This is a genomic window from Herminiimonas sp., from assembly GCF_030645555.1.
Classification (GTDB): Bacteria; Pseudomonadota; Gammaproteobacteria; order Burkholderiales; family Burkholderiaceae_D; genus Oxalicibacterium.
On sequence record NZ_JAUSME010000139.1, the window covers coordinates 1 to 13,044 of the forward strand.

Sequence of the window (13,044 nt, forward strand, 5' to 3'; positions counted from 1 at the left end):
TTTGGCGGAGTGGACGGGACTCGAACCCGCGACCCCCGGCGTGACAGGCCGGTATTCTAACCAACTGAACTACCACTCCATACTACTAAACTGATTCAGGTTGCTGCTTGACTGATTGGTGGGTGCTGACGGGGTCGAACCGCCGACCTACGCCTTGTAAGGGCGCCGCTCTACCAACTGAGCTAAGCACCCGCGTATTTCCGCTTACTCAGTCAAACAATTGCTGGCGTCGACCAACATGCCTGAAGGGGCCGAAGTATAGAACACATTAAAATTTTTGTCACCCCTGTTCGCACAATCTTTTACGCAAACGCGGTTTATTTTCTAAAAAGTTTGTGGGCAAGCGCTGCCTGCAGGATCAACTTTTCATCCTGAGGCCAGTCAGTTTTGCATCTGCGCAACCTACTATAATGACGGCCTTCCTTCTTTTTCGGATTTTGTTATCAATACATTATTTCGCCGCATAGTGCATGCGCTGCTGTTTGAGATCTGCGCCTTGATCATCCTGGTTCCACTGATGTCCTATGGCTTCAATATGGATATGTTCCATTTCGGCGCGCTGGCATTGATCCTGGCCTTGTGCGCGATGGCGTCCAACATGATCTATAACCATGGTTATGAAATCATCGAGCGCCGCTACGGCTGGCGCCGTACAGTCGGCATGCGGATCTGGCATACGCTGGGTTTCGAAGCGTTTTTCATGGCGATCGCATTGCCGCTGACGGCGTGGTGGCTGGACATCTCGGTGCTCGAGGCTTTATTGCTGGATCTGGTGTTCTCGGTGTTTTTCATGTTGTATGCATTCTGCTTCAACTGGGTCTATGACCTTGCGCGCCAGCGTATGGCGCAGCGTCAATGCAGGCGTTAATGATCTGCTAGTGCGGGCCCTCGATTGCAGGGATGCAGGCGGTTTAAAATCAGGCATATTTTTTGAGGCAGGGATGGACCTTTCTTCACCCGCAACACCCTTGTTCCCGCCGCTGGAGCCTTATCGCAGCGGCATGCTGGCGGTGGATGAATTGCATACGCTGTATTGGGAAGAGTGCGGCAATCCGGCCGGTGTGCCGGTGCTGTTTCTGCATGGCGGCCCGGGCGGCGGCGTTGTGCCCAGGCACAGGCAATTCTTTGATCCAGCCCATTACCGGATAGTCTTGTTTGATCAGCGCGGTGCCGGTAAATCGACGCCGCTGGGCGAGCATCGCCACAACACCACGCAATTGCTGATCAACGATATCGAAACCATACGGCGCATGCTGGGCATAGGGCAATGGCTGGTATTCGGCGGCTCGTGGGGTGCGACGCTGGCGCTGGCTTACGGTCAGGCGCATCCGCAATGCTGTCTCGGTTTTGTATTGCGCGGCATTTTTCTCTGCACGCGCGCAGAAATAGACTGGTTTTTGTATGGGATGCGCGGATTTTTCCCGGAAGCGCATGAGGAATTCATTGCCGCCATCCCTCTGGCCGAGCGCGCAGACTTGTTGCGTGCCTATCAGGCGCGCTTGTTCAGCGACGATGCCGAGGTTGCCAGGCAGGCGGCGCGCAGCTGGAGCCGTTATGAAGGCAGCTGCCTGCTCCTGCGGCCGCAGGCTGAAACGATAGAGGCGTGCAGCGCAGATGCGGTTGCGATCGGCATAGGCCGGCTGGAGGCGCATTATTTCTTGCATCAGGGCTTTATCGAAGAAGACCAACTGATCCGCGATATTGATCGCATCCGCCACCTGCCTGCCGTGATCGTGCAGGGGCGTTACGATGCCGTGTGCCCGCCGGTATCTGCATATCGCTTGCATCAGGCGTGGCCGCAGGCAAGATTGCATATCATTGCCGATGCCGGACATGCGGCGCAGGAGCCGGGGACGGCGGCAGCGCTGGTTGCCGCAACCGAGCAATTCAGGATGCGGCAGGCTTTCGACTGAGATAGCCGGTGAAAATAAGCAGTGGCGCTGCAATTAAAAGCGCTTTTCCCGGTCTATGTGAGGGTCGCTGATGGCTGGACCCATGATAGGCTAAACTGGATGCCAATTCCTCTGCTGGCATCAGACTTTTAATGTAATTCTTTCAAGATTAAATAATCATGAAAAATCGAATCACCATCGGCTTGATCGCGCTGGCATTGGCTGGATGCGGTGGCAAGGCATTGCAGGACAGGACTGAAGCTGAAACTACCGGCGACGGCACATCTACCGCCGATACCGTCGGTGAATACAAACTGGCCTTGGCCAACCGGATTGCCCAGGTCAATTCCACCAAGGTGTATGTCGGTCGGCCACAAGCCTTGCTGCGCTCGGTCGTGGTGGTGAAATATTCAGTCGATGCCAATGGCAGCCTGTTGCGCAGTGAAATCCTGCGCTCCAACCGCGATCGCACCACCGAGGCCACGGCGCTGGCGGCCTTGCGCAGCACTGCGCCTTTTCCTAAACCCGCATCTTCATTGCTGCGGCACGGGAAAATCGAATTGCTGGAAACCTGGTTGTTCAATAACGACGGCCGTTTTCAGTTGCGCACGATAGCCGAACCGCAGATGGATGAATAAGCGCTGCACCTGTCCCATCATCGCCATCGCACCTAAGCGCGCTTTATTCAAGCCTGCAAAAAGCCGGAAACAGGAAATAGCGCGATGAGCGTAGGCTGGTTAATCAATGCAACGATAGGCGCATTACTGTTACCGCCGCTGAATCTGATCCTGATCTGCGCGCTGGGCTTGTGGCTGCGGCCGCGTTGGCCGCGCTTCGGCCTGGCACTGTCGGCTGGCGCGCTCATCGTCCTGACCCTGATCAGCACGCGTTTCGGCGCATCGCTGTTCGTCACCCCGCTGGAAAAATTGAATCCGCCGCTGTTGTCGGCCACGGCGGCGCATGCGCAAGCGATAGTCGTGCTGGGTGGCGGCCGCATCAGCAATGCCCTTGAATATGGCGGGCAGGATATTCCCGCCTTGATAGCGCTGCAGCGGCTGCGCTATGCGGCCACATTACAGCGCGAAACCAGCCTGCCGGTCCTGGTGGCGGGTGGTCGCCCGGACGGTGCAACGGTGTCCGAAGCGGCGATCATGGCGCGTGTCCTGCAGGAAGATTTTTCCGTGCCGGTGAAATGGCTGGAAGACAAGTCGAACAACACGGCAGAGAATGCGCAATTTTCCAGCCGCATACTGCGCGATGCCGGGCTGCGCCGCATCCTGCTGGTGACCGATGCGCTGCATATGCAGCGCGCCAAACTCGTCTTCGAGCAGGCGGGCCTGGATGTCGTGCCGGCGCCGACTATCTTTAGCAGCACGATGCGCACGACGCTGGCAGATTTTCTGCCGACCGGCTTGCACCAGGCATCTTATGCGTTGCATGAATGGCTGGGCCTGGCCTGGTACTGGTTGCGCCATCGCAATCTGGCCAGTTGATCCGCTGCAAAAATACGCCTGAACACGGGCCGGCGTTACAAGCTTTTACATTCAATAAAAACCTTTATATTCAAATACTTATCGCATTTTTTCGTTGATTTTTGCAGATGAATTCCAGTGCGTGCGAACGAGTTGGGCTATCCCGCCTCGAACTGATGCATGCGATTCATCATGCTTTTATCTACTTCAGGAGTTTGATATGAATTTGAAAAAAACCATCCGTTCAGTATCGTTTGTACTTGCAGCATCGATTTCTTCTATCGCCTTGGCGCAAGGACTGGGCGTGGGTGTCGGGGCAGGCGTCTCGACGTCCGGCGCGCAAACTGGCGGCCAGGCCAATGTGGGTGCGGGCGCTCAACTCGGCGGCAATAGCGGTCGCAGCGATGCCGGTGCAACAGCGGGTGCTGCGACAGGTGTGACGACGAGCGCAGATCGATCATCGGTGAATGCGGCTACGGGTATGGCGACGTCGGCCGATGCCCATGCGCGCAATGCCGAGAAAAAAGCTGTGCAAGAACAAAAAGCAGCGGAAGCAAAAGCCAAGTTCGATGCACGCATCAAGGCAAAAAGCGCAAACTGATATGCGCTCAGGCATTCAGCCTGCCCGAACGTGATCTCAATAAAACGGCCTGCGGGCCGTTTTTTACTTGCGCAATGTCTGGGCCGATACGCGTTACAGTCAGCCGGCTGCGGATAGATTTACCGCTCGTCTATCAATCTGCTTAAAATGAACTACCTGGTCGCATGATCATCATTATTTTTTAGGACGGCAGCATGACTTCGATTGATAACAAGCGTCCTTCCAAGCTGTACTATTTTTCCGAACGCAACAGCCTCGAGCGTGCGCTGACGCTGGGCGAATTCCGTTTAAGCCCGCCGGCGCCGGACTTGCCCGCGCAAGCGGGCGCAGCGAACCCGGGCAATTACCTGACACTCAGCCTGACCCAGAGTTGGGACGGCACCCTGTTCGATGCCTTGCCCCACGTTGATTCCTATCTGCTGGTGCATGATGCGGAAGAGTTTGGCGAGCGCCTGCATCGCGCCGCGCAAAAAATCTTGCCTAACTGGGCTGGTATCGATGCGGCGATTTCCTACGGTGCGCCCAGCCCGCTGGGCAAGGTATTTTCCAAGCCCAAAAGCCAGGTCAAAGAAAATGAATGGCGCTTTGCCTGGCGTCCCATGCAGGCAAAGGCATCGGTCCATCCGGTGGTGATTCAAATCGGCAGCATCGCGGATATCGCCGAGCTGCATAGTCGCAACGACTGATAGCGCGCTAGCCGGCATCATTTTGCGACATGCATTTTCAAGGATAGAAAACCATGGAAATTCTGGAATTTGATGTAGCCGTCATCGGCGCCGGCAGTGCCGGGATGTCGGCCTATCGTGCAGCCAAGGCGCATGGCAAACGCGTGGTGCTGATCGAGGGCGGACCTTACGGCACCACGTGTGCTCGCGTCGGCTGCATGCCGAGCAAGTTATTGATCGCGGCTGCAGAAGCCGCGCATGCAGTGGCTGCCGCCCCCGGTTTTGGCATCCATGCAGGCGCGCTGCGCATCGATGGCAAGGCGGTCATGCAAAGGGTCAGGAGCGAGCGCGATCGCTTTGTCGGTTTCGTCGTCAAGGGAATCGAGAACATGGCTCCCGCCGAGCGCCTGCGCGGCCAGGCGCGTTTTATTGCCGCCGACTGTTTGCAGGTTGGCGATCACACGCAAGTCAAGGCTGAACGCATCGTGATTGCGGCCGGCTCCAGTCCGCAGATACCGCAGGAATTGCGCGCGTTGGGAAAACGCCTGATCGTCAGCGACGATGTGTTTGCATGGGATGACTTGCCCGAATCGGTGGCTGTCATCGGCATCGGCGTGATCGGCCTCGAACTCGGCCAGGCGCTGCACAGGCTGGGCGTGCGCGTTACCGTGTTTGGCCGCAGCAGCAGGCTGGCGCAGCTGGATGATGAAGCCGTCAATCAAGCCGCCATTGCCTGCCTGGGCGCGGAGCTGGACCTGCGTCTGGATACCACCGTGGTAGCGGCGCGGCTGGCAGGCGAGCAGGCTGAATTGCATACACGCAGCGCGACTGGTAGCGAACGCACCGAGCATTTTCAATTCGTACTCGCTGCCACCGGCCGCACGCCGAATGTGGCCGGGCTCGGGCTGCAGGCAACGGGCCTGCAACTGGACCGCCATGGCCTGCCGGTGTTTGATCCATTGACGATGCAGTGCGGCGATAGCGCGATTTTTATTGCCGGCGATGTAGCCAACGACAGGCCCTTGCTGCATGAAGCCACCGATGAAGGCCGTATAGCCGGCGACAATGCCGGACGTTTCCCGCAGGTTGTGGCGGGTTTGCGCCGCACGGCGCTGGTGATTGCCTTTACCGATCCGCAGATAGCGATGGTTGGAGAACTCCCGCACGCGCTGGGAAAAGATCGCTTCGAGTCGGGTGAGGTCTCGTTCGAAGATCAGGGCCGCAGTCGTGTGATGCGGCAGAATCGCGGTTTGCTGCGGGTATATGGCGAGCGCGGTTCGCACCGCTTTCTCGGCGCTGAAATGATAGGCCCGCGGGCCGAACATCTGGCGCATTTGCTGGCGTGGGCATGCCAGAGCCAGATGACGGTGGAACAGATGCTCGATATGCCCTTCTATCATCCGGTGATTGAAGAAGGCTTGCGTACCGCCTTGCGGGACTTGAAAGAAAATCTGGTGAAACAGATCACGGCAATCGAACATTGCGCCGACTGCACACCGGGGGCTTGAGCAGAAAAATTTCAGGGATAGGCATTTATTTGCACTTTATGTGCGCTAACGCCTATTCTCCATGACCGGAAATATGATAAAACTTGGACAGGCATACATCATGGCGGCTTGATGCCAGCCGGGCTGCCTGCAACTAAAGAATAAAACCATGGTCACATTGCTGCCTGTCACATGTGCAGCGCATGTGCCGTATTCAACCAGCAGTACCGTTCGACAGATTGCTATTGAGGACGGAGCACTGCTTTATTTTGACACTTAAGGGGCCTTACATGAAAACATCTACCTTGAAAACCACGCGGAGCGATATGAAAACCTTAGTCAAAGACGCACAGAAGCTGTTCCACGAAGCCACCAGCGCTACCGGCGACCGCGCAGATGAATTGCGCCATCGTGGTCTGGAGATGCTCGATACAGCGCTCACGAAAGCACATGAAGTGCAAGCTGCCGCGCTCGAAACCGGCAAGGAAATTGCGGAAAAAACCGATGATTACGTGCATGAAAACCCATGGCGCGCAGTGGCGATTTCAGCCGGTGTCGGCGTATTGGTGGGGCTTTTGATTTCACGCAAGTAATCGATACGGATCCGATCATGGAACAGCAAACTCCGCATCCGCAGGATGGCCGCCCCGGTTTGATAGGCGGTGTGGCTGAGCTTGCCAGAAACACCTTCGGCTTGCTGATGAGCCGCATCGAGCTGGCTGCGCTGGAATTGGCCGAAGTGCGCGCCAATGCATTGAAGCTGGCAGTCTTGTTCACGCTGGGCGCCATCATTGCCTTGTTTGCGATCGGGTACTGGACCGTGCTGATAGCCTATCTGTGCTGGCCGGTGCTGGGCTGGAAAATCCTGCTGATACTTGCCCTCGTGTGTACCGTGATGGCGGCCGGGATACTTTTTTACATGCAGTCGCTGGTCCAGCAAGGCAAATTATCGATGCCGGCAACGATGGCAGAATTGCGTCACGATCATGATGCATTGTTGTAATTCGAGAGGGTTTGCATGACTCAAGATCAGAAGCCGGAAACCAAAGAGTCGCTGGAGCAGCACAAGCAAAGATTGCTGCTGCAATGCAGTATCTATCGTGCCGGTATCGGGCGCTCGCGCAAGATAGTGCGGGCGCATCTTAATACCGATGACATCGCCAAGACGGCGGTCGCCTTAATCAGTGCCCGTGCCCAATTGGCGCTGGCCAATTTTTCCGATTCCTTTGATTTGAAGAATATCTCGGGCGCCAAACTGCAGCGGTTATTGCCTTTGCTTATCAGCGGCGTGTCGCTGCTTTCCAGGCGTTCACTGCTGATGCCGATGTTGCGTGGCGCCAGTATTGCGGGGATAGGTGTGGCGGCGATATATTTTCTGGCGCGTAAAAAGACCACCAAAGCCGATGGGGAGCATGTCGCATTGCACGAGCATTTGTGAGGCGTGTCCTGTGCAGCAAATGAGCAATAAAAAAGCCGACTTGAAGTCGGCTTTTTTATTATGCGGCAGTGTTTATTTTGCTGCTTCGGCTGCCGGAGCAGCTGCCTTGACGACTGGTTCGCTGAACTTGCCGCCAGCGCTGTTTGTCATCAAGACCACGGCGCGTGCCACTTCGACTTCGTCGAGGTCAGGATTGCCGCCTTTGGCTGGCATGCCGCGTATGCCTTCGACTGCATGTTTGACTATCGTGCTATAGCCTTGTGCAATGCGCGCACCCCATGCACCTGCGTCGCCGAATTTAGGCGCGCCTGCGGCACCGGTGGCGTGGCAAGCGGCACAAGCCATTTTGTAAACTTCTTCACCGGTTTTCAAGACTTTCGGTGCATTTGCATCTTTCAGCGTAAAGCCTACATCTGCAACAGGCTTGATCCGTTGCGCAACGGCTTCTTGCGTCAAGCCATCCGAGCCTGCGCCCATGGTTTTTTCATTGGTGACGTAAAGCACCAGCAATACGATACAAATGATGGGGACCAGAAAGCCCGCCAGTATGGCCAAAATGAGTTGCTTAGGCGTTTTGATCGCTGATTCTTCGTGGTGTGCGTCGCTCATTATTCCCTCAATACAATTTTCGAAATCGTTAGACGGCGCAGGCATTTGCGCGCTGCGCGCTGCATGTTGAACCACCATGCCTCGCCAAACCCTTGATTATAGACGCAAAGTAAATGATATGGAACGGGGAAACGTCGCTTTACGTGGACGAAAAGCCAGAAAAACGGTATCCTGCAGGCCTCTTCAGGGGTTCTCCCTCATGCGGCTGTAGCTCAGTGGATAGAGTATTGGCCTCCGAAGCCAAGGGTCGCTGGTTCGATTCCAGCCAGCCGCACCACTTTCGTGATTATTCTTGCAATGCAAGCCGCCGCTATGTACAGCTCGCTTTAAAGCGACACTTGCTGATATGGCATGTGGACAGCAAGGCAGGGCGCGTCATATTGATGCATGCCAGCGCTCCCTCCATGCAATAAAATCCTTGTAAGGCATTGGTTTGCCTATGAAATAGCCTTGCGCCTCATCGCAATCAAGCTCACGCAAGGTGTCCAGGATGGCCTGATTTTCAACGCCCTCGGCCACTACCGACAAACCCAGATTGTGGGCAAGGTCTATGGTTGAGCGCACGATCTTGGCGTCGCTCTCGTCGTCTTCCATGCCCATGACGAATGACTTGTCGATCTTGAGTTCGTTGACTGGCAAACGTTTCAGATAAGCCAGTGATGAAAAGCCGGTGCCGAAATCATCGATGGACAGCTTGAACCCCAGTTCCGCTAGTTTGTAGAGAGTGGTTTCCGCACGCTGCGGATCGTCCATGATGGCACTTTCCGTGATCTCCAGGCAGAAGCCGGAAGCAGACACGCCGTTTTGCTGCATGATGGCTGCCAGGCGTTGAGGAAGCTCCAGATCCATCAAGTCGCGGGTGGAAAGGTTGATGGCGATGCGCAAGTGGCCTTCTGCCGGTTGCAGCTCGCGCCACTGTTGTGCGACTGCTGCAAACATCCAGATAGTCAGTTGGCGCACAAAACCGGTTTGTTCCGCAAAAGGAATGAACTCCATCGGCGGGACCAGTCCGCGCTGCGGATGCTGCCAGCGCACTAGGGCTTCAGCCGCCACGACCTGCCCACTTGACGTTGCCACCTTGGGTTGCAGAAACAGGCGCAGCTCGTCATTTTGCACGGCATGCCGCAGATCACTTAGCAGCGATAAGGTCTGTGCACTGGAGGAATCCAGCGCCGGGGTGTAGAGTAAAACGCCGGCAGTTTTGGCTTTTGCTGCATGCATGGCAATTTCAGAGCGGCTCATCAGCAGATCGGCATCCGGCGCATCAGCCGGCCAGCAAGCGACCCCCATGCTGGCACTAAGATCGACAGTCTGCTCGCCCAAAGCCAATGGCGTCTCAAATGCGGCTGCAATCCGGGCGGTAATGGCGACCGATTCTTGCGCATCACAACGGGTAAGCAAAATGGCAAACTCGTCACCGCCCAGCCGTGCCACCAAGTCGCCTGGACGATTGACTTGCAGGCACAGACGTTGGGCAACCGCCTTGAGCAATTCATCGCCAAATGCGTAACCGAGGACATCATTGACATGCTTGAAGCGGTCGAGATTGAGAGTGACGGCTACTAACGGCAAGGCAGGGCTTGGATTGGCATTGATGGTTGCCTTGAGTGTTTCGCGGAATTTTTCGCGGTTGGGCAAGCCGGTCAGGCGGTCCCAGTAAGCCAGGCGCAGAATTTCATCTCTTTGTGCCGCAATACTGGTGCGCATGCTGTCGAATCCGCGCGCGAGCAGGCCAACTTCATCGCCACGCCGTTTCCCGGAAACCTCTACATCGTAGTTTCCAAGTTCCAGGGCTTTTGCGAAACGGGTCAATTCCTTTAACGGTTGTGCGACCCAGCGTGCTGCGCGTTGGCTCCCAATGCCAAAGAGCAGCACGCCGCCCAGCGTGATCAAGCCCAGCATCCACTGCAACTTGGCAAAGGGTTCATATGCCTCGGCAATCGAGCGCAACAAGACCACTTGCAGTTCCCCACCCAGCGCATTTATCGTGACATGTCGCGCGACCAGCAGGTCGTCATTGATGCCCACTTCAGTCGTCATGACTTGTGCCGCGCGCAACACAGCTTCGTTTTGCTCAGGCAGGGTAGTCAGTTGCAGTTTGCGTGCACCGGTATTTTTGCCTGATAACAGCGCCACATGTACGCCGGATAAGCGATTTACATCGTCCAGCAATTCCTGGCCGACAGGAAAACCCATCAGTACCCAGCCGACGACGACAGGTGCGCGAACCGGAACCATCACAAACTGATAAACACGTCCGTTAACCAATGCAATCTGGCCGCCATCCATATCCTTGGACAAGGCTATTCCCAAATCACTCAAGACATCGACGACCATGGTGTCGCTGCCGCCCGCCTGACTCGAGCTCACAAGGCGCAGTTCTGGATCCAGCAGCGCCGTAATGGATGCGCCTATGCGCTCACCGCTGTTTTCCAGTGCGGAGGAGAGGGTTTCCTTATCGCCAGTAGTCACGGCGGAACGAAATCCGTAGTCTGCCGCCAGCACGATGGAAGCTTCGCGCAAACGCTGCGCATTTTGCTGCAACAAACGATCCCAGATGCGTTCGCCAACTGTAAGATCTGATGCAATTTCATTGCGCACTTGTCGCTCAACTGCTGCGCGCACCGCCCAGAAGCCAGCGACCTGCACGGCCAGCAGCAATGCCAGCATCACGATGACGATGCGGGATGACAGGCTCATGCCGCTCAGGTCTTGTTTCCAGACACTCATTGCGGCCTCAATCCTTTCAGGGTCACTTTGACAGGTTCATCAGCCCCAGCAATTTTCAATGCCTGTTTTTGCGCTGGCGATCCAACCGGAAGGCGGCTGTGCCAGATCCGCAAACTGTAATCCCCGGGCGGCACATCATTGATGGACACTAGGCCATTGGCTGTCGCAATGCCATAAAACGGTGTGTCGACAACGAGAATATAGGCAATCATCTGGTCATGAATATTGCACCCCGTCACCACTACGCCAGCTTGATCGAACACGACTGGATTGGTCGGCGTGCCTACATAAAGCTTGAGTTCAAAACGTTTGGCTGGCGAGAACGAATATACATGGTGGCGTACCGTATCGATATTCGGAAACGACACGCTGGTACCAGTCGGAATAACCAGCAGCGATGGGACGAAGGATTTATCCTTTTGCGCCATTTGCGCGAGCGGTAAAGGTTTTGCCAGGCGCTTGGCTTGTGCAGACTCAAGGAAAACCACCGCGTCGCGCAGAGGTTTGCCAGATTCGTCGAGCACGGTTAGGTTGACATTGCCGGCCACAACGCTGCTCGTAATCAAGCCACCGAGCAGCAACCCTGCCAAATATGCAGTCACACGTTTCATGGCTCGATGGCTAGACCTACAATCGCTGCACCGTTGCCCAATGTGCCCAGAGATTTCGCATGTCCTGATTTCAAATCAATTTGAACCAGGCGAGTGTTGCTTGAATTTGCCGTGCGTACTGCAGCCAGGGACATATTACTCAGATCGGAAATATCGAAAGAAGCATCTTTCAACTTGCCGAGTCCCATTGAACCTATCGTCGTCAACTGTCCAAGATTGGGTGATACGGCCGGTTGCGCATCTTCTTGTGAGCCTTGCATGAGCAAGGCACCCAAGGAGCGGTCGATGGCGTAGTTAGTGGTGAGTTTTTCATTTTTTTTGTTATAGGTATAGGCGGCGGCAACCACATCCGGCTTTTTGCCGGCATTGATATCGCCTGCAGCAAAATTCAGGGATGGATCTGCCTGCACGCCATCGGTTTTCGGATCGAAATCGACTTGTGCGCCAGTCTCAGGATGCAATCTCAGATTGAGGCCGCCGGATGAAACGACGCGAATACGATCCGCAGCGGGATTGAAATCAAACCCCATGGTCTGACCCTGCAGGCCGGGGATCGCAGCAGTTGCGCCAACTGGCGACACCTGACCAGTAGCAGTATTGATCGTGTAGATGCGTCCGACCTGGGTCAATCCAAACAATACGCCACGCGATATACGGTAATCGATTCCCACCAGATTTTCACCGCTCATCAAGCCCTTGATAGGCTTGCGTTGCAATACCTTGCTGGGTGTTGCAGGGTTCACTTGAATCAATTCATTTGTTGCGGTGGCAGCCCAAACTGAAGGAGGTAACGCAGCTGGCGTAAGTTTGGTTGGTTGCGCCAGCGCATGCGTCATCATTAGCGCGCTTGATGCTGCAATAAGGGAAAGATATAAACAGCGATTCGATACGGTGCATGAAGGGCGTTTTGCTTTTGGCATGACGGCGATTCCTTAAAGGTCGGTAGACAGATGGCCTGGGTAGCGAATTTGGCATGTTCGTCAGATCGGCATTTCAAATCATGCGGATCTGATGCAGCAAAGTATTTAAATACTACAGGAAAAGAGTTCGATTCTTCTTCAACGTACTAGCTCTTTTCCCCATATTCATGGGGGTGGCAGAAGTACTTGATGTAAAGACAAGGTCCCTTGTGCGCGCATAAAAAAGTCGGCGTAAAAGCCGACTTTTGTTTTAAGCACATTACTTGCAATGCTTTTGTCAGCTCTGCACGCGTGCTGCGATATGCGCCAGGGCTTCTTCCACTTGATCTACCAGAATCAGACAGAGGTCGCCAGCCTGCAGGCTTTCCAATGCGGTGTCGATGGCGCGGAATTCGCCTTGAATTTCTTTGACAGATTGCGTGCGTTTGGCTTTCGACAAACCCTGGCGCAACAGTCCCAGTACTTCGCCATCGGCACGACCGCGCTGGCACTGGTCTTCATACAGGATGACGTCGTCAAATGCATCGCCGAGGATTTCAGTCTGGCGGCGCAAATCATCGTCGCGGCGGTCGCCGGCGCCGCTGATGACGACCATGCGGCGTTTCGCCGGCATCGCTTC

The 13,044-nt window shown here is 55.5% G+C and carries 14 protein-coding genes, 3 tRNA genes and 1 pseudogene; 11 read left to right on the forward strand and 7 right to left on the reverse strand.

Going from position 1 to position 13,044, the window contains the following annotated elements; translation table 11 throughout:
• Nucleotides 1–2: 2 nt before the first annotated feature.
• A tRNA-Asp gene (locus tag Q7T06_RS05630) sits at nucleotides 3–79 on the reverse strand.
• A 37-nt stretch (nucleotides 80–116) separates the two neighbouring features.
• Nucleotides 117–192, reverse strand: a tRNA-Val gene (locus tag Q7T06_RS05635).
• A gap of 250 nt (nucleotides 193–442) precedes the next feature.
• On the opposite strand from Q7T06_RS05635, the gene Q7T06_RS05640 reads away from it, so the two are divergent.
• From Q7T06_RS05640 to Q7T06_RS05685, 10 genes are all read left to right on the forward strand, one after another.
• A complete protein-coding gene (locus Q7T06_RS05640) occupies nucleotides 443–868 on the forward strand; it encodes a PACE efflux transporter (RefSeq protein WP_304781693.1) in 426 nt (141 codons plus the stop codon).
• A 73-nt stretch (nucleotides 869–941) separates the two neighbouring features.
• A complete protein-coding gene (gene pip, locus Q7T06_RS05645) occupies nucleotides 942–1,913 on the forward strand; it encodes a prolyl aminopeptidase (protein WP_304781651.1) in 972 nt (323 codons plus the stop codon).
• Nucleotides 1,914–2,071: 158 nt separating this feature from the next.
• On the forward strand, nucleotides 2,072–2,530 hold the full coding sequence (locus Q7T06_RS05650; protein ID WP_304781655.1) for an energy transducer TonB: 459 nt from the start codon (nucleotides 2,072–2,074) through the stop codon (nucleotides 2,528–2,530).
• 84 nt (nucleotides 2,531–2,614) lie between these two features.
• Nucleotides 2,615–3,385, forward strand: a complete 771-nt coding sequence (locus Q7T06_RS05655) for a YdcF family protein (protein ID WP_304781658.1) — start codon at nucleotides 2,615–2,617, stop codon at nucleotides 3,383–3,385.
• 199 nt (nucleotides 3,386–3,584) lie between these two features.
• Complete coding sequence (locus tag Q7T06_RS05660) at nucleotides 3,585–3,965, forward strand: hypothetical protein (protein ID WP_304781661.1); 381 nt, start codon at nucleotides 3,585–3,587, stop codon at nucleotides 3,963–3,965.
• A 194-nt stretch (nucleotides 3,966–4,159) separates the two neighbouring features.
• Nucleotides 4,160–4,651 (forward strand): hypothetical protein, encoded by a 492-nt coding sequence (locus Q7T06_RS05665; protein ID WP_304781664.1) that lies wholly within the window; start codon nucleotides 4,160–4,162, stop codon nucleotides 4,649–4,651.
• A gap of 53 nt (nucleotides 4,652–4,704) precedes the next feature.
• Nucleotides 4,705–6,138, forward strand: coding sequence for a dihydrolipoyl dehydrogenase (locus Q7T06_RS05670; RefSeq protein ID WP_304781667.1), 1,434 nt, complete (start codon nucleotides 4,705–4,707; stop codon nucleotides 6,136–6,138).
• A gap of 269 nt (nucleotides 6,139–6,407) precedes the next feature.
• The gene (locus Q7T06_RS05675; RefSeq protein ID WP_304781670.1) at nucleotides 6,408–6,710 is read left to right on the forward strand and encodes a YqjD family protein; all 303 of its coding nucleotides are present in this window, start codon (nucleotides 6,408–6,410) and stop codon (nucleotides 6,708–6,710) included.
• Between the two features lie 17 nt (nucleotides 6,711–6,727).
• On the forward strand, nucleotides 6,728–7,120 hold the full coding sequence (locus Q7T06_RS05680; RefSeq protein ID WP_304781673.1) for a phage holin family protein: 393 nt from the start codon (nucleotides 6,728–6,730) through the stop codon (nucleotides 7,118–7,120).
• A gap of 15 nt (nucleotides 7,121–7,135) precedes the next feature.
• Complete coding sequence (locus tag Q7T06_RS05685) at nucleotides 7,136–7,555, forward strand: hypothetical protein (protein WP_304781676.1); 420 nt, start codon at nucleotides 7,136–7,138, stop codon at nucleotides 7,553–7,555.
• 72 nt (nucleotides 7,556–7,627) lie between these two features.
• On the opposite strand, the gene Q7T06_RS05690 is transcribed toward Q7T06_RS05685, so the two are convergent.
• Nucleotides 7,628–8,164, reverse strand: coding sequence for a cytochrome c5 family protein (locus Q7T06_RS05690; RefSeq protein WP_304781681.1), 537 nt, complete (start codon nucleotides 8,162–8,164; stop codon nucleotides 7,628–7,630).
• 201 nt (nucleotides 8,165–8,365) lie between these two features.
• Between Q7T06_RS05690 and Q7T06_RS05695 the strand changes: the two genes are divergently transcribed.
• Nucleotides 8,366–8,441: transfer RNA gene (locus Q7T06_RS05695), tRNA-Arg, on the forward strand.
• Between the two features lie 98 nt (nucleotides 8,442–8,539).
• Here the strand turns inward: Q7T06_RS05695 and Q7T06_RS05700 are convergent.
• The 4 genes and pseudogenes from Q7T06_RS05700 to Q7T06_RS05715 all read right to left on the reverse strand — a co-directional run.
• Complete coding sequence (locus tag Q7T06_RS05700) at nucleotides 8,540–10,894, reverse strand: bifunctional diguanylate cyclase/phosphodiesterase (protein ID WP_304781684.1); 2,355 nt, start codon at nucleotides 10,892–10,894, stop codon at nucleotides 8,540–8,542.
• Nucleotides 10,891–11,505 carry a methylamine utilization protein gene (locus Q7T06_RS05705; RefSeq protein ID WP_304781687.1) on the reverse strand — a complete coding sequence of 205 codons (615 nt, stop codon included), beginning with the start codon at nucleotides 11,503–11,505 and terminating at the stop codon, nucleotides 10,891–10,893. Before Q7T06_RS05705 ends, Q7T06_RS05700 begins: the two co-directional genes overlap by 4 nt.
• A complete protein-coding gene (locus Q7T06_RS05710) occupies nucleotides 11,502–12,248 on the reverse strand; it encodes a DUF4394 domain-containing protein (protein ID WP_304781690.1) in 747 nt (248 codons plus the stop codon). Before Q7T06_RS05710 ends, Q7T06_RS05705 begins: the two co-directional genes overlap by 4 nt.
• 454 nt (nucleotides 12,249–12,702) lie before the next feature.
• Nucleotides 12,703–13,044: pseudogene (locus Q7T06_RS05715) on the reverse strand (cyanophycin synthetase); the annotation flags it as partial.